Source organism: Rickettsiales bacterium (genome assembly GCA_041396965.1).
GTDB lineage: Bacteria > Pseudomonadota > Alphaproteobacteria > Rickettsiales > SXRF01 > SXRF01.
In genome coordinates, this window is record JAWKXN010000001.1 from 424,784 (window position 1) to 444,437 (window position 19,654).

The 19,654-nt window shown below is 40.0% G+C and carries 20 protein-coding genes, 1 tRNA gene and 2 other RNA genes; 14 read left to right on the forward strand and 9 right to left on the reverse strand.

Features of this window, described 5'->3' with window-relative positions:
* The first annotated feature begins 36 nt into the window (after positions 1-36).
* Positions 37-486, forward strand: a complete 450-nt coding sequence (queF, locus tag R3D71_02145; GenBank protein MEZ5690451.1) for a preQ(1) synthase — start codon at positions 37-39, stop codon at positions 484-486.
* Positions 487-500: 14 nt separating this feature from the next.
* On the opposite strand, the gene R3D71_02150 is transcribed toward queF, so the two are convergent.
* Positions 501-1,202, reverse strand: a complete 702-nt coding sequence (locus R3D71_02150; GenBank protein MEZ5690452.1) for a type 1 glutamine amidotransferase — start codon at positions 1,200-1,202, stop codon at positions 501-503.
* Between the two features lie 230 nt (positions 1,203-1,432).
* On the opposite strand from R3D71_02150, the gene R3D71_02155 reads away from it, so the two are divergent.
* The 5 genes from R3D71_02155 to R3D71_02175 all read left to right on the forward strand — a co-directional run bounded on the left by R3D71_02155 (position 1,433) and on the right by R3D71_02175 (position 3,910).
* Positions 1,433-2,179: a hypothetical protein gene (locus R3D71_02155; protein MEZ5690453.1), complete on the forward strand. Its 747-nt coding sequence runs from the start codon at positions 1,433-1,435 to the stop codon at positions 2,177-2,179.
* A gap of 20 nt (positions 2,180-2,199) precedes the next feature.
* On the forward strand, positions 2,200-2,631 hold the full coding sequence (locus tag R3D71_02160; GenBank protein MEZ5690454.1) for a DUF4399 domain-containing protein: 432 nt from the start codon (positions 2,200-2,202) through the stop codon (positions 2,629-2,631).
* Positions 2,632-2,682: 51 nt separating this feature from the next.
* Complete coding sequence (locus tag R3D71_02165) at positions 2,683-2,952, forward strand: DUF2024 family protein (protein MEZ5690455.1); 270 nt, start codon at positions 2,683-2,685, stop codon at positions 2,950-2,952.
* Between the two features lie 49 nt (positions 2,953-3,001).
* On the forward strand, positions 3,002-3,604 hold the full coding sequence (locus tag R3D71_02170; protein ID MEZ5690456.1) for a MarR family winged helix-turn-helix transcriptional regulator: 603 nt from the start codon (positions 3,002-3,004) through the stop codon (positions 3,602-3,604).
* Between the two features lie 231 nt (positions 3,605-3,835).
* A tRNA-Thr gene (locus tag R3D71_02175) sits at positions 3,836-3,910 on the forward strand.
* Positions 3,911-4,002: 92 nt separating this feature from the next.
* Here R3D71_02175 and R3D71_02180 read toward each other — a convergent pair.
* Entirely contained in the window at positions 4,003-4,908 is a 906-nt protein-coding gene (locus R3D71_02180; GenBank protein MEZ5690457.1) for a LysR family transcriptional regulator, read from the reverse strand.
* Between the two features lie 50 nt (positions 4,909-4,958).
* Positions 4,959-7,751, reverse strand: a complete 2,793-nt coding sequence (polA, locus tag R3D71_02185; GenBank protein MEZ5690458.1) for a DNA polymerase I — start codon at positions 7,749-7,751, stop codon at positions 4,959-4,961.
* Positions 7,752-7,841: 90 nt separating this feature from the next.
* On the opposite strand from polA, the gene R3D71_02190 reads away from it, so the two are divergent.
* Positions 7,842-8,495, forward strand: a complete 654-nt coding sequence (locus R3D71_02190; GenBank protein ID MEZ5690459.1) for an alpha/beta fold hydrolase — start codon at positions 7,842-7,844, stop codon at positions 8,493-8,495.
* A gap of 36 nt (positions 8,496-8,531) precedes the next feature.
* Here R3D71_02190 and R3D71_02195 read toward each other — a convergent pair whose 3' ends face one another.
* The 3 genes from R3D71_02195 to R3D71_02205 all read right to left on the reverse strand — a co-directional run bounded on the left by R3D71_02195 (position 8,532) and on the right by R3D71_02205 (position 12,725).
* The gene (locus R3D71_02195; GenBank protein MEZ5690460.1) at positions 8,532-10,157 is read right to left on the reverse strand and encodes a hypothetical protein; all 1,626 of its coding nucleotides are present in this window, start codon (positions 10,155-10,157) and stop codon (positions 8,532-8,534) included.
* Positions 10,158-10,306: 149 nt separating this feature from the next.
* A complete protein-coding gene (locus R3D71_02200) occupies positions 10,307-10,861 on the reverse strand; it encodes a hypothetical protein (GenBank protein MEZ5690461.1) in 555 nt (184 codons plus the stop codon).
* A 1-nt stretch (position 10,862) separates the two neighbouring features.
* The gene (locus R3D71_02205) at positions 10,863-12,725 is read right to left on the reverse strand and encodes a hypothetical protein (protein ID MEZ5690462.1); all 1,863 of its coding nucleotides are present in this window, start codon (positions 12,723-12,725) and stop codon (positions 10,863-10,865) included.
* Between the two features lie 133 nt (positions 12,726-12,858).
* Here R3D71_02205 and R3D71_02210 point away from each other — a divergent pair, with 133 nt between their 5' ends.
* From R3D71_02210 to R3D71_02225, 4 genes are all read left to right on the forward strand, one after another.
* A complete protein-coding gene (locus tag R3D71_02210) occupies positions 12,859-13,233 on the forward strand; it encodes a cell division protein ZapA (GenBank protein MEZ5690463.1) in 375 nt (124 codons plus the stop codon).
* An 11-nt stretch (positions 13,234-13,244) separates the two neighbouring features.
* Positions 13,245-13,402: non-coding RNA, 6S RNA (ssrS, locus tag R3D71_02215), on the forward strand.
* Positions 13,403-13,565: 163 nt separating this feature from the next.
* The gene (locus tag R3D71_02220) at positions 13,566-14,132 is read left to right on the forward strand and encodes a 5-formyltetrahydrofolate cyclo-ligase (GenBank protein MEZ5690464.1); all 567 of its coding nucleotides are present in this window, start codon (positions 13,566-13,568) and stop codon (positions 14,130-14,132) included.
* Positions 14,129-14,920, forward strand: coding sequence for a TIGR00282 family metallophosphoesterase (locus R3D71_02225; GenBank protein MEZ5690465.1), 792 nt, complete (start codon positions 14,129-14,131; stop codon positions 14,918-14,920). Before R3D71_02220 ends, R3D71_02225 begins: the two co-directional genes overlap by 4 nt.
* Positions 14,921-14,926: 6 nt before the next feature.
* Here R3D71_02225 and R3D71_02230 read toward each other — a convergent pair whose 3' ends face one another.
* Positions 14,927-16,363: a hypothetical protein gene (locus tag R3D71_02230; protein MEZ5690466.1), complete on the reverse strand. Its 1,437-nt coding sequence runs from the start codon at positions 16,361-16,363 to the stop codon at positions 14,927-14,929.
* A 183-nt stretch (positions 16,364-16,546) separates the two neighbouring features.
* Positions 16,547-17,260 carry a uracil-DNA glycosylase gene (gene ung, locus R3D71_02235; protein ID MEZ5690467.1) on the reverse strand — a complete coding sequence of 238 codons (714 nt, stop codon included), beginning with the start codon at positions 17,258-17,260 and terminating at the stop codon, positions 16,547-16,549.
* Positions 17,261-17,325: 65 nt separating this feature from the next.
* Between ung and ssrA the strand changes: the two genes are divergently transcribed.
* The 3 genes from ssrA to R3D71_02250 all read left to right on the forward strand — a co-directional run bounded on the left by ssrA (position 17,326) and on the right by R3D71_02250 (position 18,833).
* Positions 17,326-17,729, forward strand: a transfer-messenger RNA (tmRNA) gene (ssrA, locus tag R3D71_02240).
* Between the two features lie 158 nt (positions 17,730-17,887).
* The gene (locus R3D71_02245; GenBank protein ID MEZ5690468.1) at positions 17,888-18,370 is read left to right on the forward strand and encodes a ClpXP protease specificity-enhancing factor SspB; all 483 of its coding nucleotides are present in this window, start codon (positions 17,888-17,890) and stop codon (positions 18,368-18,370) included.
* A gap of 31 nt (positions 18,371-18,401) precedes the next feature.
* On the forward strand, positions 18,402-18,833 hold the full coding sequence (locus R3D71_02250) for a nucleoside deaminase (GenBank protein ID MEZ5690469.1): 432 nt from the start codon (positions 18,402-18,404) through the stop codon (positions 18,831-18,833).
* Between the two features lie 42 nt (positions 18,834-18,875).
* Here R3D71_02250 and R3D71_02255 read toward each other — a convergent pair whose 3' ends face one another.
* Positions 18,876-19,640: a hypothetical protein gene (locus R3D71_02255; GenBank protein MEZ5690470.1), complete on the reverse strand. Its 765-nt coding sequence runs from the start codon at positions 19,638-19,640 to the stop codon at positions 18,876-18,878.
* Positions 19,641-19,654: the final 14 nt, after the last annotated feature.

A 19,654-nucleotide genomic window follows, 5' to 3' on the forward strand; every position in this document is an offset into this window, starting at 1 on the left:
TATTTTGTTTAAGTTAAATATCGTGATTTTTTAGTTATGAAAAAACAACTTACCCAACTTGGCGCGCAAGTTTCCTTAGCAAGTTCTCCGCAGGATGCTGTTATAGAAAAAGTAAAAAATCCTCATAAAGATACTGACTATTGTATACGTTTTTCTTGTCCAGAGTTCACCTCCATATGCCCGATTACTGGGCAGCCGGATTTCGCTCATTTGGTTATAGACTATATCCCAAAAAATTATCTTCTGGAAAGTAAGTCACTTAAGTTGTTTCTTGGTTCTTTTCGTTCACATGGTGCTTTTCATGAGGATTGTACGGTGTATATAGCAAAGCGTATTATTTCCGAGATAAAGCCTAAATGGTTGCGAATTGGTGGCTATTGGTATCCAAGGGGAGGAATCCCAATAGATGTTTTTTACCAAACTGGTACACCACCAGAAAATATATGGATACCAGAGCAGGGCGTGGATAATTATCGCGGACGGTAATCCGTGCTACGTTATCACAGTTTGGTGGCTATCCACTTATCAAGAATAGAAAATAACGCTCTTTCGCATGAAGCTATATTGGTGGATTTTTGTTTTATTATTTCTGCTTGCTGAATGGAGCCACCGGTTTCTGTTAGTTCATCACCGCAATTTTTTATTATCCTGTCTATAGCATTCTCATCCATTTCCAGGTGGAACTGTAATCCTAGAACATTACCGTTATACAAAAAAGCTTGATTAGCGCATGCTTTGCTTGAAGCAAGATGGATAGCGCCATCAGGTATAGAAAACTCTTCCCCATGCCAGTGAAAAACACTCATCACCAGATTGATTCCTGATATAAGTGGATTGCCCATCGCTGCGTCTTGCCACGCTATCGGAAACCAGCCTATTTCTTTTTCGGACATTTTTGCTATTTTAGCTCCTAGTGACTCAGCTATAAGTTGTGCTCCAAGACAGATACCCAATATATGTTTTTTCTCTTTTATCGCCTGTTTTAAGTGCTCTTTTTCTGGTTTTAGCCATTTATATTTATCTTCATCATGAACACTCATAGATCCACCCATTATTACCAAAGCATCATATTCACTTATATCTGGCAACTGTTCACCGTTATAAAGTTTTGTGTATGACAGGCGATGCTCTTGTTGTTCCGCCCACGTGTTGATTAGCGCTGGCTCTTCAAAATCAACATGTTGAAAGTAATGGATTTTCATAATAAATATTTTTGGTTGGTTTATGCATTTTTTATTATTATACAATTATATATATTGCTAATCTATATCAAAAAATACTATTGACAATAATTACATATTTAACTATATTATTAGGAATCCTAACTATTTTAGGGTCGTCGATTTAGGTGGTTTTATAGATATTTTGTATCTGTGGTTTCTTGTCCTATTTGGCTTAATATTTATGAATTAAAAATAAAAGAGGTATATTTATGTTTTTACGTTCAGGAATTGTGTCAGCGGCTTTTGCCCTGATGGTTGGAACTTCTTTAAGTGCTTATGCCGATGCTGGTAAAAGTGATATAACAGCTACTAAAAGCAAAGGGATAAGAGCGGAATTTGACATTGTTCACGCTAAAGTAGTAACGGAAGGTAGTAATCTTGTATTCAAGCAAGAAGTTGTTGGTAATGTAGGTAAAGTTATACCACAAGCTAAAGGTAAGCTAGCAAGCGCGGATGTTTATAGTTATGTATGGCCAACCAGCCTTGATAGCGGTGTTGTTGGTTTTGAAAAAGGGCAGGGGATACTCGCTTTAGTTCTTACTTCGCATCCAGATTTTGATGATACGCCTCTTTATGATGAGGATGGTGACGGCAATAAAGCCAATGATGGTAAAAAATGGCATTCACACTGGGTTGTTCTTACTAAGGATGAAGCTTGTGGTAAAGATGGTATGAAAGTAAAAGACATACCAGAAGGGACAAAACCTAAACTTCCAGTAACTTGGCCGAATCTTCCTATATTTATTGATAGTCCTGGTTATGATTTTTCAATGGAAGGGAGTAAAACTATGGTAAAAGTTCCTCTTAAGGAGCTTGGTTTCCCAGAATCGTTCAATTATGACGCTGTGACCTCAGCTCTTAGAGTTAATGAACAGGTTCATGCGCCACTTCTTTGTATAGTGAACGTATGGGATGTAGCTTCTGGTGATTTAAGTCTTCTAGGTAAAAGTAAGTAATTAATCAAATAGGAGAGTTTATGAAAAGGATTGCCGCGTTTTGTGTTCTATCTTGTCTAATTGCTCCTGTTGCGTTTGCTGGGGAAACACCATCCCCAGCAGGTGCTAAGGTGTATTTTGTTAATCTTAAAGATGGTCAGACCGTAAAGAGCCCTTTTAAAATTATTTTTGGATTAAGCAATATGGGAATTGCTCCTGCCGGAGTTGATACCAAAAAATTTAGTAATGTTGGTCATCATCATTTGCTAGTTGACGCACCAATGACTAAGGAACTTTTGGAATATGCTATTCCCAATGATGATAACCATCTTCATTTTGGTAAAGGACAAACTGAAACCGAATTGAAGCTTCCAAAAGGCAAGCATAAATTACGCTTGTTATTCGCCGATCCTAGTCATGTGCCGCACAATCCGGTGGTAGCGTCAGAAGAAATAACCATAACTGTTGAGTAATACTCATTTACGATAAACAAAAATACCGCAACAAATAATTTAGGATATTTTATGAAAATAGATGTTTATGATACTTACGCTTCCTCATCTAAGGGAGGTACTATTCATTTTGATGTATTGTTACCAAATGGTGGTAGTAAAGAGGATGCTGTAAAATTTGCTAGAGCGTTTTTAGAGGAAATAGGTGAGTCAGCTGGTGCTCTAAAGCAAGAACGTTGTAACTTTTGTCATTCTGAGTCAGCTAACCAACTAGTAGAACAGTCTATAGCTGAGAAAGGTCACTTTATATTACAGATGGAAGGATGTCCTAATCCATATTAAAAATTATTTTTTAATTAATTTTTTTACTAATATGTGATAGATTATTCATATGGTTGGTGCATTTGATAGAGATGAGCAGGAGTCCGATAGGCGCGCCAAAATAATAGTTGGCATAGAGCGTTTGTCTACCTTGTTTCGGGCTATATTGTGGGAAGAGGCGAAAATGTACCGTCTAAGCCCTTTGCAAATGCAGATTCTTTTATTTATATCCTATCATGATATCGAGCAGTGCAATGTAACCACTATATCCAAAGAGTTCGCTGTTACTAAAGCTACGGTTAGTGATGCGGTTAAATCACTTTTGGAAAAAGAGCTGCTTAAAAAACAGGGTGGAGAGGATGCGCGCGGCTTCTCTCTATCACTATCGAGAGATGGTAAGAAATACGTAAAAAAACTTTCTCCTTTTACTGATTTTTTTGCTAAATCGTTTGATAAAGCCTCAGAAGAGGAAATTGGTAAGATGTGGGAAGGTATGTTGTTGCTTATAGGTTATCTCCAAAACACAGATGTTATACCGGTAAGGATGTGTTTTAGTTGTAAGAATTTCGGCAAAGAACATCCTAAAGGGAAGCCACATTATTGTCATCTTATGCAAAAGCCATTGAAAATAAATGATATTCGTCTGGATTGCGCTGAATATAGTGGTATTTAGAATTTTTTATTTGTTTAGCTATGCAATTATAGCATAACTGTCCTGCCATATTAACATTAGGAAAAATGAGGATCTGCGGCTAACTTCAGTCTCAAGTGATTGCTACTATGTAGCCTTCATCGTCGGGCTTAGCCCGATTCCTCCCTGTATACTTTGCCGAACCCCGCAAGGGGTTCGGTTTTTTTTATTTACAGTAGTGATAAAATCATTATAAACGTGATGTATCTTTGTGCCGCTTTAGCTCAGTGGTAGAGCAACCGCCTTGTAAGCGGTAGGTCATCTGTTCAAATCAGATAAGCGGCACCACTCACTGCGGGTTTCAGAGGGTTTTGCTTTTGCTGTTGTACTATAGATTGGTAATTGTACTATAGAATTATATATTTCACTGTCTTATAGTCTCAAGAAGCTCGTCCTAAGCCATCTTCTGAGAGCTTTCTAAGCATAAATTCCTTAAACACCTTAACTCGCTTCAGATTGCGGATCTCTGTTGAGTATATGAAATACACATCAGTTTGCGGACCATTTACTTCTGGCAATATCTTGGTAAGTAATGGATTGCTGCGCCCGATATAGTCTGGCAAGCTGGTAATTCCCATCCCGCTTTCAACCGCCTTTACAATGCCAAGCATAGTATTTATCTTAAAAGGCGGGGTTTTAGGCGGGTTGTTAGCACCAAGTGTTTTTAATATCCAATTGCCGCCATAAAATGGATGCTTCCTATCATCACCAAATATAACAAGTTTTCTATCAGACAATTCTTTCGCTTTTTGTGGTACCCCATGTTTTTTTAGGTATTCGTGTGAAGCGTATATGGAATTTCTGAGTACAGTAAGCTTAAGTTGGATAAGGTCAGGGTGTTTTGCTGGAAATAGTCTGATAGCTACATCCGCTTCTCGTTTATTTAGGTCAAGCTCTTTGTCGTCTATTAGCATTGATATATCAATATCCTGATAGGCCTGAGAAAACTCATTCATTCTTGGTGTAAGCCAAGTGGTGCCAAACGCGACCGGCGCGGTTATTTTTAGTGGACCACGTGGGCGTTCTTTGCTTTCCAGCAAGGAGTTTTCCGTAACGGATAGACGATTCAATATCTCGTTTGCCGCGCTAAATAGAATTTCTCCTTGCTCAGTTAAGGTAAGACCACGAGCGTGACGGGTAAATAACGATACTTTAAGCCGTTCCTCAAGCGAGCTTATTTGTCTGCTGATAGCTGACTGACTAAGATTTAGTTGCTCACTAGCGTTAGTAAAACTACCAGCACCTGCGACCGCATGAAATATTCTTAATTTATCCCAATCTATCATATTGATTCCATAATATATTTATCGTTTTATTATAGCCTATTAATGTGTCTCTAATGCGCTTCGCTCCAGTTGCTACCTGTTCCAATCTGAGCTGTAAGAGGTACGGATAAACTAGCAGCGTTTTCCATACAGTTTTTGATTATTGGGCTGAATTTAGCGACATAATTTTCTCTTACCTCAAATATCAACTCATCGTGAACTTGCAGCAGCATATCTATATCTTTTTCATTCTTGAGTTTACTGTCAATATTTATCATCGCGAGTTTTATTATATCAGCGGCTGTCCCCTGTAGGGGGGCGTTTATCGCGGCACGCTCCGAGAATTGTCTACGCGCGGCGTTTTTATCATTTATATCGGGCAGATGACAACGGCGACCGAATAAAGTATTTACATAACCATGTTTACGAGCGAATTCACGACAATCTTCCATATAATCACGGATTCCAGAATATTGAACAAAATATTTATCTATATATTCTTTTGCCTCAGTTCTACCTATACCAAGTCTAGTCGCTAACCCATGCGCACTAATTCCGTATATAATCCCAAAATTAATAGTCTTTGCCTTGCGCCTTAGGTCAGAATTAACCTCATTAAGCGGCACACCGAACATCTGACTGGCGGTTATAGCGTGTACATCATCACCATTTTTGAAAGCCTCTTTAAGGCTTCCAATATCCGCTATATGGGCAAGTAGCCGTAACTCTATCTGCGAATAATCGGCGGATAACAGCACAAAGCCATCCTTAGCTATAAAACTCTCACGGATTTTTTTGCCCTCATCGCTGCGTATTGGTATATTTTGTAGGTTAGGATCACTGGAACTCAAGCGACCAGTAGAGGCGATCGCCATAGCGAAACTAGTGTGTATACGTCCGGTTTTTGGGTTTATCTGTTGAGCCAGTGAGTCAGTATAGGTGTTTTTAAGTTTCGCTAGTTGCCGCCAGTTAAGCACTTGTTTTGGCAGTTCATAGCCTTTATCAGCGAGATCCTCTAATATCTTACTATCAGTGCTGTAAGCTCCACTTTTCGCTGATTTTTTTCCACCTTCTATAGCCATCTCATCAAATAATATCTCACCAAGTTGTTTGGGGGAAGCTATGTTAAATTCTCTGCCCGCCAGCTTATAAATTTCCTGCTCATATTCCGCCATCTTTTTCGCTAATTCTTTTGAGAGTTCAGCGAGTTTTAGCGGTGATACTTTAATACCTTTTTCCTCCATTTTAACAAGCACCGGCGATAGTGGACGCTCTATGGTTTCATACAAAGTTACCAATTTTTCCTTTATAAGATTCGGTTTAAGCGAGTTCCACAGACGCATGGTGACATCAGCGTCCTCTGCCGCGTAGTTTGTCGCGTCTTTTATATCAACCATTTCAAAACCAATACGATTTTTACCAGTTCCAGTCACATCATCATATTTTATCGTAGTAATGCCAAGATAGCGTTTCGCTAGTTCATCCATTCCGTGTGAGTGCGTGCCAGCGTTAAGCGCATAAGATAGCAGCATGGTGTCATCAACAGGCTTTATATTAATCCCTAAGTTTCTCAGCACTAACATGTCATATTTTATATTCTGACCTATCTTAAGCACAGACTCATCCTCTAGCAGAGGCTTGATTATGGTAAGAGCTTCTTTTATAGATATTTGTCCAGTATTTTGTTTGGCTACGCCTGTTGGTTTCACGCTATCTCTAAATAAATCATCCGTTCGCGCTTCCTCATTTCCTGCTACCTTATGGGCAAGCGGCACGTAACAGGCTTTTCCTTCCTCTACGCATAATGAAAAACCAACTAGTTCCGCCTGTGTGGCGCTTAGAGAAGTAGTCTCAGTGTCAAAAGCGACCACCCCTTTTTCTATCGCTCTTTCTACCCATAATTTAAGTTCCTCTACTTTATTTACAGTCGTATATTCCGTATTTTTTTCTGTTATATTTTTCTCTACGGTTTTTTTGTTATTTACCGGTGGGGTGGCTTCAACCCCGAATTTCTTTTCCATCTTAGCAAGCAGTGATTTGAAACCGTGTTTCTGTAGGAATTTCACTAATATATCTGGTGACATTTCACGAAGAGCAAGCTCTTCTATTTTTAGTGGTAACTCTACATCATCTTTTAAGGTTATAAGTTTTTTAGAAAGCTTCGCTATCTCAGTACTATCTATCAGAGTTTGTCTGCGTTTTGGCTGCTTTATGTCACTTGCGTTTTTAAGTAAATTTTCAAGGTTCCCATACTGTCCGATAAGTTCCGCCGCTGTTTTAGGACCAATGCCAGCGACTCCCGGAACATTATCCGAGTTATCGCCAATAAGTGATAAAACCTCCAAAACTTTATCAGGAGTAACACCAAATTTCTCAACTACCTGCTCGCTTCCTATCTCCTTGTTTTTCATAGCGTCAAACATTTTTACCATGTCATCATCTATAAGCTGCATTAGGTCTTTATCTGATGATACGATAGTAACTTCAACATTTTGTTCTTTCGCTAGACGGGTGTAGGTGGCGATTATATCATCAGCCTCATAATTTTCCATTTCCACAGCGGGAAGATTCATCGCCAATGTCGCGTCACGCACTAACTTGAATTGTGGGATAAGATCCTCAGGGGCAGGGGGGCGATTAGCTTTATATTCAGGATATATCTCATTACGGAAGGTAATTCGTGCCGCGTCAAAAACCACCGCTACATAATCAGGGTTTTTGCTTTCCATCAATTTTAGTAGCATATTCATAAAGCCGAGTACCGCGCCAACCGGAGTTCCATTAGGGTCGGAAAGCGGAGGCAAAGCGTGATAGGCACGGAATATAAAACCGGAACCATCTATTAGAAGTAAGGATTTAGCCATTGTTTAGTTGCACCTTGCTGGTTAATAGTATATCCAAATTACTAAACTAAGAATCCATAACTAACAACAATAAAGGCTAGCAAAAGACTCATGTCAAAAATAACTCCGACAATATTTAGAAAACCGTCTTCCGGTGCTGCGGCGAAACAACTCGTTATTCTTTTGCATGGTTGGGGCGCGGATGGTCCGAATTTGATAGATATTGGTGATATGCTAGGCAGGGCATTACCGGATGCTCATTTTGTGGCACCCAACGCACCTTTTGTTTGTGAGGCGAATCCATATGGATTTCAGTGGTTCTCACTAATGGATAGGCAGCCACAACATATGCTGGACGGTGTAAATAAAGCGGCTGGTTTGCTTAACGAATTTATTGATGAGCAGCTTGCGGAATTATCTCTTGATAACTCAAATCTGGCTCTTGTTGGCTTTTCACAGGGCACGATGACCGCTTTGCACGTAGCACTCCGCCGTACTCCACAAATAGCGGCTGTGGTCGGCTTTTCCGGTGCTCTTATAGGAGCGGAGATACTTGCGAAAGAAATAGTAGCGCGACCGCCAATAGCGCTTATTCATGGTGAGGCGGATGATGTAGTTCCTTATTCCTCGCTCGCTCACGCCACACAAACGTTGAAAGAGCATGGTTGCGGTGTGCAATCGCATACCAGGCCTTTTCTTGGACATAGTATAGATATGGAAGGCATAGTTATCGCCGCTGAGTTTCTAAGAGATAAGTTTTGCTGATGATTCTCAAGGGGTACACAGCTATATTTTTGCTACTCAAACTTGGCGTTGCTCGGATTCTCTAGTGGAGATAGTTGTAGTAGGAATACCGTTATAGCTGCTGGCATCGCTAACATCAAACTGGTTTCCATTTGCCGCTTCTTTTGCTTTAGTTTGAAGCTGATTTTCTGGTAAATGGTTATTACCTTGCTCTTTTTCTCTTTGTACGCCAATCATACCAGCGGCTGTCATCAGTTCACCAAAATTTTTCTGGGTTATGTTTTTACGAACCTCATCTAGTATATTTTCTTTTACCGTGACTGTCCTGCCGTTTTCATCCTCAAATTTAGTATCAAGGGTAACCACAGAATAGACTCGTCCTTTTTTACTGGAATGACTATCTGGAAGCGAACTCCCATTGCCACTAGTCCTTAATCCTGCTGCCATAGCCTCCACGCTGCCAGTCAAGGTTTTAGTGATTTTTAGGTTGTTTCGTTGTGCTTCCAGTTTTTCTTCAACCTTTTGCGCAATAAACTCCGCTGCCGCTTCTTTGTCTTTAAGTTTGATGAAGTCGGGATCTTTTACCGCCGCCTCAAAACCATCAGCTATAGCGTCAGCAGTTATTTTACTAAATTTTTCCGCCTCACTTTTTGAGTTAAGAGCAAGCGCGTTAGTAAGAGTGGCTTTAATGTAAGCCTCAGTTTTATCTTTTGGGTTAAATAGAGATGTTCCTTTATTTTCCGCCTGTGCTTGCTCTTCCGCTTTTTTTGAACCAGCGAAAATCTTTGTCGCTATCTCATCCGCAAGGTCACCTTTCTCGCCATTCTTTTCTGGGAAGCGGACACCATCCCTTACTTTTGAGATTATAGAATCTAATGGAATATCGGGAACCGGTATCGGTACGGCGGTCGCTATAAGATTTTTATCTATTTTAGGAACTTGATATTTTTCCGGTACGTCAAGCCCAAATTTTTTATATACTTCCGCTGGGACAGTAGCGTTTATGCTATCTAATACGTTTTTGGGTTCTTCCACTATAACTTTGCCGGAAGCGTCATGTTGTATGGTTTTACTCGGGCTTTCTTGCGCGAGGAAATTATAAACATCATGATCTTTCTCAGCTAATTCCACTAGTTTGTTGTTTATTTTTTTTGTTGCGTGAGAAGAGGCCGCCTCCGCTTTCGCTGCGTTAAAATCCCACCCTTTTCCTGTGAGTCCATTGGCAAAGAAATTAAATAGCGCTACGGCGAATACGATTAACATATTAAGAGGTGAGGTTGTTATTTCTGTCTGAGCAGTATCTATCGTATCTGCCACTTTACCTATGGTCTCTTCTTTGGGTATCAGCGCATCAAGGTTAAAACCATCAAGATTATGTTTTTTTCGGTGGTTTTCCTGCAATAACGCTATGCGCCGGTTAATTTCATCAAAACTGATTTCTTTAGTTTCGCCATCCGTTGTTTTAAGAGATAATGAACGATTTTTCATGGCAAGGGTTGCCATATCCTTAAAATCCTGATCGTTTAGCTTGTCTATATCGACTATCTCTACAGAGTCTTTTGAATTACCACCAAACATCAGCAGGGCCTGAAGCAGGTTATAGTGCCGCCTGAGTTCATGACCGACCTTCAGAACGATCGGTTCCATAAGTGATTTTTTGGTATTTTCTACGGACTCGCTCATTGTCTATTATTCGTGTTATTACAATTCCTATCTTATCATTCTAACTGATTTTTTATAAAATAGTGTGAAGTTTATGTAACATATGCCTAGCGCCGAAAAAACAATTGTTACACTATTATAACAACAGTAAAATATGCTTATTCAATATGTTATGATAAATAGGGGCGATTTGATAGCGATTTGATTTTATGTGGAATTACAACCAACCTGTCATTGTTAGCCGTAACTACCCCTGATTTTTGCATATTTTCAGTTTCTACCATTACGTTATCATTGGCAATTATGCCAAGTAAAGACCGTTTGTTTCTGATAAGCTCAATTTCCAAATAATGAGCTAAGCCAGCCTTCCCAGCGGCTCCATTTATTATGTTATTATTAGTAAGCATTTTTTTTACAGCAATACTAGGTACCATAATTGGCTTTTCTTTTAAGGCTTCCTCTTTTGCCATTTCACGGATAGATTTTTCCGCTAACATAGCTGTTGGGTCAGAGCTATCCGCTGATAGTAATTTTCTGGATATAATCTGTGATAATTTTTTTGGGTTACCTATATGCTCACTATTATCGTTGATAATTTTTGTCATAACGGTAATAACAGCCTCTCTTCCTTCACCAGCAAGCGGCATAGAACCATCAACTATATCTGACACCACGTCCTTCATCGTTGTATATTCAAAATTAAGTTTTTTTACATTCCCACCCATACTATTTTGCTGCGCCTTGTTGCTGCGTTTGTTGAGGCGCTCTCATCGCGAGGTTAGTGGCTTTCTGATTATCATTTACGCCTGCTGCCTTAGCTTGTTGTTGAACTTTTGTCGCTTCATCCATAACAAAAGAATTCTGCAGTTCTTTTTGAAGCTTTCCATTCTTATCCGTAAGAGTTTCTTCCATACGCTGCGCCATTCCAGGGATGTTTATTCCAAGCATTGGTATATTAATGCCATCTATTAAAGTTTTATCATTCGCGCTTATATTTACTCCGCCGGTTTTCTCAGCAAGTTGTTTTTGTCCAGCTCTACGAATAGAGTCAGCAGCGAGCATAGCCGTACGATCGGTAGGGTCATCAGGATTTAATAGATCTTTCGCTATAGCTTTAGCGAATAGTTTTGGATTATTTACTAGGTTTTTATGTTTATTAGCAAGCTTTGTCGCTGTTTCTGCAATAGCGTCTTTGCCTTCTGTGCCGTCTGGCACTAACTGGTTTACTATTTTCTTAACGGTAGCTTTAGTGTTAGCCATCTCTACCGTCTGTTCATGAGCTTTTTGTTCTTGTACGTTTTTCTCACCTGTATTTTTTCCATCTAATTCTTTGCTGCCAGCGTCAGCCACCTGAGTTTCCTGAGAGCTTGATCTACCAGCGAAATCTTTAGGGACAGGTGGCTTTCTTCTTACAAGACCCTCCGCGAGAGCCGCCGCCATAGCTTTATTCATATTAGTATTAGTTTCCTGCCCACCCAAATCTTTAGGCTTTTCTGTATGCTGTGTGCCTTGCCCTTGTTGCTCTGTTTGACCCTGATCAACTCCCTGTTCCGCTTTATTCTGTGGTTGGGTATGAGCGGGGCTGTTCTCATGGAACGGAGTTTCCGCTAATGTTTTTGGTTTTTTAACATCTTTATCATCTATCTCAACACCGGCGACTTCCATAACTTTATGTTTTACGCCGTTACTTATATCAGAGATTTCCTCTTTACTTAAGTTTATCCCGCTTTGTTGCAAATTATGCGAAACGGCGGATGCCATATTCCCAGCCTGATATTCCGCTACTCCTTCTGTAAAGCCTTTGCCGGTAAGCAGTCCGATTATTCCCATTATTATTCCCATAAAGGATAACCCACTATTCGCTTCTACCCCATCAGCCACCGCCTTGCCGATAGCGGCTCGCTTTTCCTTAGTTGGAATTAACTCATCAACCGAATTCGCGCCAAGTCCCTTAACTATACCCGCGGGCATTTTTGGGTTGCTTTCCTTCAATTCACCAAGCTTACCATCAATTTCCACGATAGTTACAGTTACGTCCTTTCCATCCGTACCCTTCGCGGTAAATTGTCGTTTTTCTATCAGCTCATTAGCGATCCGCGTATATTCTTCATTGGTTGACGGCTCCGCTACATCCTTACCAAGCAAACTCCCTATAGCTGACACCGCACCATTTTCCTTAAGCTGTATCGCGACTTTTTCGGTAACCCCATCGGTCGTTGCCTGATAAGCCTGCTGTGCTGGGGTTAGATTCGTATCACTTTGTTGTCCTTGCGTATTTTCTACATGTCTGGTTGTTTTTGCTACTTCATACAAGGTTTTTTGGTACTCGGTGGCATATTCCCTAGCCTTGGGATTTCTTTGCAAAGCTTGGTTAAATTGATGGAATGTTACGGTATTCCCATCACCATCCACAGTTTGCATATTCTTCGAATGCAACTCGGCAAGTGCCTTCGCCGCCCGCTCTTGTGGAATATTAAGGTCATTTTCAAGTACGCTCAATATAGCCCTCTGCTGCTCGGGAGTAGCTTTCTCGTTAGTCTTCCGCGCTATATCATCCGCGAGATCTTTTGGTATCTTATTTTCTGCCATGTTTATCTATCTGTTTTTTCTTGTAAAAATACTATCACCCTACCATGATATATTAATTTCTGTAAATTTGCGTGAAGTTTTTGTGACAATTCATGGATAAATGTGTATTTTACCAGTGTATAAGGAGGCGTAAATGGCGGTTGTTGACGTAAAAATTAATGGAAAATCATACCAGTTAGCTTGTGATGATGGGCAGGAAGAGCATCTTCGCACGCTTGGTGATGATGTGGATGACCTTATTCGTGAGCTTGCGGGCAGGGTAGGCGGTGGTCTTTCCGAGGTTATGGGGCTGCTCATGGCATCTGTGACTATGGCTGATGAACTGATTGAAAATAAAAAAGAAATTAACAAAATCCTTGAGGAAAACAAGAAATATCGGGCGATAATAGAACAAGGTGGCGGACAGGTCATAGATGAAGGTGAGCGAATTGATGATGCTATCGCGACAACGATTGAGGAAATCGCCCAGCGTATAGAAAAGATTGCCGATAGTCTTCAAATCAGCTAGAATGCGTGCGGACGGTTCTGCCCGATACGTTTGGCACATTGTTCCTTGGACCAATAATTTTAATTAGGGAGCTGTCTCTGGTGAGGGTCTTGCCCTCGTACATATGGCACCCACCTTTACTTACCGGTCGCATGCGACTTGTTAAGCCGACGGTCATGGTGGTTCCGTTCATTAATAAAATACGAGGTCAGTAGACCGAGTCAGTCCTAAGCGATGTCTCATGTAAAAATCAGTAGATTTTTACGGAGACGAGATAATAGAGGATTAGAGAACAGTCTCTGAAATAACTGTTGGTGTTGAAATTGTAGAAATAGGCTGGATAAATATTATAAATGACTGTCAGTAAGGAAGATTTACGTAAAGAGTTGTTAGCCAAAAGACAGTCCATTAAGCAGGAAGAAGCAAAATCAGCTTCGGTTGCTATCGCTGGTTTTTTGTCTGATATTATTCCACAAGCTAGTATAGTTTCTGGCTATCAAGCGATACGCGGGGAAGTAAACCTAGATGACTTACTGGATGAATTAAAAGACAGAGGAGTAAAAGTTACTCTACCGGTTGTGTCTGATAATTCGCAAATATTGCGTTTTTTAGAATATTCAGAGAAACAGGAACTAATCATTGGAAAATTCAGAGTGTTGCAGCCTAAGGATAGCGCGAAGGAGCTTGCACCAGATATTGTAATCTGCCCGATGGTAGGTTTTGATGGCAATGGTAATCGGCTTGGCTATGGTGGTGGTTATTATGACACGACAATTAAGGAGTTGCGTAAGGAAAATAAAAATTTATTGGTTGTTGGTGTGGCTTACGAAGCGCAACGGATTGATAGTATAGCTATACATAATGGCGATGAGAGTATGGATATAGTGGTTACGGAAAAGAAAGTACTTAAATTCGCATGAAAATATTATTTTTAGGAGATGTTGTTGGGCGTAGTGGGCGCGACGCTATTATAAAAGAAGTTCCAAACCTGCGCAAGGAAATGGAATTGGATGTAGTTGTCGTAAATGGTGATAATGCAGCGGGCGGGTTTGGAATAACGCCGCAAATCGCTAAGGATTTTTTTGCCTGTGGGGTGGATGTGATTACCGGTGGTGATCATATATGGGATCAGCAAAAGGAAATAAAACCATATCTAGCACAGGAGAAACGTTTGCTACGTCCTGAGAATTTTCCGGTAAAAACAGTTGGAACAGGTAATTATCTGTTGAGCCTTGCTGATGGTCGTAAGCTTTTAATAATACATCTTCTAGGGCAAGTCTTTCACAAGGAACATACACGCTGTCCATTCCTTACCGCTGATGAGATTCTGGAGAAATACCGTTTGGGAAATAATACCTCAATATTGCTTGATTTTCACGCTGAGGCAACTTCGGAAAAAACCGCGATGGGTAAATATCTGGACGGGCGGGTAAGTGTGGTGGTAGGCAGCCACACCCATGTGCCAACAGCGGACGCGCGGATACTTCCTAAAGGCACTGCCTATCAAACCGATGCTGGGATGTGTGGTGATTATGATTCTGTAATTGGCTTTGACGCGGAAATCCCTCTTGAACGGTTCTTAAGCAAAATACACAAAGGTAAAAAGATGGAAGCGGCAAAAGGCAAAGCAAGCCTTTACGGGCTTTATGCGCAAACCGATGATAAAACCGGATTGGCAAAGAAGTGTGGGGCTTTTGTTCGGGAGTGATTATTTCTATCTGTACGCTATTTTGCTATTTCTTCCGATGTGTTTGTCCAGAGTCCATTTCGGAATATTTGCCGCCTCAGTTGATTCCTCAAGGGATTTACCTGACATCATACCTGCAGCAGCAGCGAGATAAGAATCGGCTTCTCTTTCAAATTTATTATCCCTTATAAAATTATCCAGTGATTTTGAATCAGATATTAATATGGGGCGAGTATACATATGACCACCTTTTAACATGACATCAAAACTGTTATTCTTACCTTGATTTATCTTAGCTGCATGAGATATTGCGGCTTGCGCATCTTTATCACTCTTATCATCATCAAAAAAATGTGGAGACATTTTTTTGCCATCAGGATGATAGCCGAATTCTCCATTATATCTGGTGGCAACCAACCTGTTCAGTGAAGCGAGCATAATCAGTGCGCTAATTGCTTGATCCTGATTAACATTTCCTTGTTCTATTCCTCTTTTAATCTCTTCAGCGTTTTGGATGACAGGAACTGGGTCAACAAGTGATTGTATTGTATTTCGGTTTATAGGTTGCCTCATAGCTTCTTCACCAAGCCTTGCTCTTAGTTTAAGGCCTTTACTCAGGTCAATGTTCATTGGACTTTTTGCGTCCATAGGAAACACGGCTATTTTTTCGCCAAGCTCACCAGATATATACATCGCTTCAGCTATTTTATTGTAGGGAAAATCCTTACTATGTGGGTCAGGATCAGGAGGAATAGTAAAATGCTCTTTTCTTTTATACATAATAAACGGGTGAGCTTTTTTACCATTTTCTGCTATAATGCCGTGATGTATAAGATATTTCGGTATGCTTTCCCGCTCTGGCTCTTGCGGAAGCGTTAAAGAAGCTATTTCTGGTTCTTTTCCCTGTAACACACTTTCTGCTATATTTTGAAAATATTTGGATACCGTACGCAGTTTGCGGTCGGTAATTAATTCATCAATAGAATCTTTTAACTCATTATTATCGGGATTATTAGAAGTTTTTTTTATTCCTTTAGTAAATACATCACCATATTGAGTAGCCATAAGATTATATAGGGAGGCAAGCTGGGTAAGCGCAGCGGCTTTTTGTTTATCATTAAGCTTTTCTCCAGTGTTGCCGTTAGTTTTAAGCTCATGTAAAACGTCGTTGGCTAATTTTTGATAATCACTCGCTTTCCAGTTTTTATCATCAACCTTAATTTCAACACCATTTGTCGGTTCGCATTTCCCATCTTCAGAAAATTGCAGCCTTAACACTTCTCCACGCTTCGTTTTTGTACCATTAGAGACAGAAATTTCATCATTTCCAGACTGATACATAGCGTGAGCTATAAATTCATACTGCTTGCTACTAGCATCCCACTCATGCCAAGAAAAACGGTGCTGCTTACCACCGTCTTGAGCGGATAATGGTTGAAATTTATGGTGAACTGTAAGTTGCAATTATTTATCTCCCTATATAGAAGTAAATATTGCAAAAAATTAACTATATGTAAAGATGTTAGTTGATTTTCAGGTTGTTATATGTTTTTCTATAAACAAATCAAGGAATTGGCTGGCTGTAAATTGGTTAAAATTACCGTTGCCTCATATGAATTCTAAGGTTTGCGCGCTCAGTTATAAATGCTACCAATCAATTTCTTCTTTGCCGACACTTTTCAAGTAAGCATTGGTTTTACTAAAATGTCTGTTGCCAAAAAATCCTTTATCAGCGGAAAATGGTGACGGGTGAGGGGACATCAATACATGGTGCTTTGCTCTGTCAATTACCGCTCCTTTTTTCTGGGCGTAAGCTCCCCATAATATGAACACGATATTTTCTTTTTCATCGGATATTTTTTTTATAACAGCATCAGTAAATTCCTCCCAGCCTTTGCCTTGATGTGAGCCAGCGGAACTCGCCCGCACGGTAAGCGTCGCGTTTAGTAATAAAACCCCTTGTTTTGCCCAGCGTTCTAAATTTCCGTTTGTGGGTATGGGGTTGCCGAGATCGGAAAGGATTTCTTTGAATATATTGTTAAGTGATGGTGGAAAACGAATACCATCATTCACGGAAAAACATAAGCCATTGGCTTGTCCTTGTCCGTGATAAGGGTCTTGTCCTAAAATAACAACTTTAACCTTCTCAAATGGGCATTGCTCAAAGGCGTTAAAATAAAGTGCCGCCGGAGGATATATATTATAATATTTCCTTTCTTCTCTTACAAAATGTATGAGTCGCTGAAAATATGGTTTTATGAATTCATCCTGTAAATAAGGTTTCCACTCTGGTGAAATCTTTACATCAACTATCTCTTTATTTTCAGAATCTTCCTTTATATGAATACTTGCTTGTGCCATATCTATATTCCTCATGATGATTTATATGGTTCACTATACAAATTACCTAAATACAGGTCAATTTGACTCTTCACAATCATATAAAAATATAGTATAATCGCACTGTTACTTATGTAACTATGACAATAAACGCAATTCAGAATAAGCGGATTGGACCCGGGGGCAGAGCCCGGCAGCTCCACCTGAGTCCACTTAAGTGGCAGCGGATTTTGGTGGGGCTGATTCAGGATCGACAAACGTAGTAAAGGTGTTGTTTTTGTCCGTGATGATACTGGCGTCTTGCCGTGCCGAAACCTTTGGTGCAGGCAGGAATCAGGTCAAAATTATAGATGCTAACGATAACGTTGCACTAGTCGCTGCTAACGACAACGCAGTCGTAGAAGTTGCTGTTGCTGCCTAACGGCGCATAGCATACTCTAGTATGTGACACGGTCATTGGAACGGGTACCGGGTAACAGAAACCCGTTCCGCTTAATAATTGCGATAAATTTTTGTAACATTCTAGCTTAACTTACCAAAAAATAATATTTTTTAGCTTGGTGGATTTTATAAATAACTTGCTTTTCTTGTCTAAATATATAGACTGTTCCTATATATCATGTAATTGTATTGTCACGGAAAATTTATATGTCTGAGGATAAAATTAACTATACTTATTTAATAGATCAGGCTATGCGTGGTGTGGTGAGGAGCGTTTTGCAAAAAGTTAAGGAAGAGGGGCTTCCCGGCGAGCATCATTTTTATGTTTCTTATCTTACTGGCTATCCAGGAGTTAAAATGTCAGATCAGCTCCATCAGAAATATCCAAAAGAGATTACCATAGTATTACAGTATCAGTTCTGGGATTTTAAGGTTGATAATAAGCAGTTCAGTGTTACGCTGTCCTTCGGTGGGGTTCCTGAAAAGCTTACCGTGCCATTTGCCGCTCTTACCGCATTTGCTGATCCAAGCATAAAGTTTGGTTTGCAATTCCAGTCTTCGGAAATGTTTGAGCAAGAATTAGAGGAATTTGATATAAATGATATATTAAAAGATGGTGATACAAAAATATCTTCAGAAGAGGATTCTGGCGATAAGATAGTCTCCCTAGACTCATTCAGGAAAAAGTAAATTTCTTTAGGTGTGATCTCTCATGAATTTTATGGAAGAGTCTCTTAGGCTAGCCGGTTTGTCTAGCGATAATGGGGAAGTTCCTGTAGGCGCGGTTATAGTACGAAGTGGAACAATAATCGCTTCTGCCCATAACAAGGTGGAAAAAGACAATGACCCAACCGCTCACGCTGAAATGCTTGCCATTCGTGCCGCTTGTGAGATTTTAGGAACAGCACGCCTTAATGATTGTGATTTATACGTGACTTTAGAGCCATGCGCCATGTGCGCGCAGGCGATTTCTTTCGCTCGTATCCGTAGGCTTTATTTCGGGGCGTATGATGTGAAAGGTGGTGGGGTAGAAAATGGCGCGCGAATCTTTGCTCAATCTACCTGTCACCATAAACCGGAAATATACGGCGGAATAGATGAAACTAGATGCGGTGAGTTACTTAAGGCTTTTTTCAGAGATAGAAGAGAGTAGGAGATTTCAGGGAGATAGGGGTAAAAAATATTATATACCACCTTATCGCCCCGATTTTTGTTTGCTTGAACTGTCTATAAATGATTGTGTGGCAGCATTTACAAAGCTCTTTTTGCTAACTTCCCACGCCTCGTCACCAAAGGCAGCAGAATTTGCATAATCTTTTGTTCTGCCTAGTTCATTTTTGTATTTCTTCATCATCATATTTTCAAATTCAATAGCAGGAACTTCATAATTAGTTATGAATTCCATAGCAATATCGCTATTCTTAATTTCTTTGTTTGCTCTCTCTATCATTTTCTCTGATTGTGGGCGGACATGCCTATCGTAAATTTCTGAAAAAATTTTTTCCAATGACTCTGAATTGCCCTTAACCGCGTTTAATCTGTTCTGGTAATTCTTCATAGGAATATTTATTTGCGAAGGATCAGAATATTTACTGCGTATTTTTAAATATTCCTGCGCTGCTTCGGTTGCATTTTTCTGTGTCGCATGGGTTATTTCATGTGCTAGGAACCTTTCCAAGCTGGAGTTATGCTCCGTGTTGTTATCATCAAGATACTTAGCCGCTAGTACGTTCTTTGGGTTTACTTGGATAATCGGCATACCGTTATGGACGATAAATCCACAATCTGTAATATCCACCTCGTTAACCAAGATATTCAGTTTTTGTCCATGAAGTTTCTTTGCGTTTTGTAGTGCTTGTAACCCTTCCTGTTTAGACGCTACCCACTCCAATGCCTTCTTTACCTCATCTATTTGTTTTCTGTCTTCACCATGAAAATCCACCAGCTCTTCTATTTGCATATAAAACCTTAATA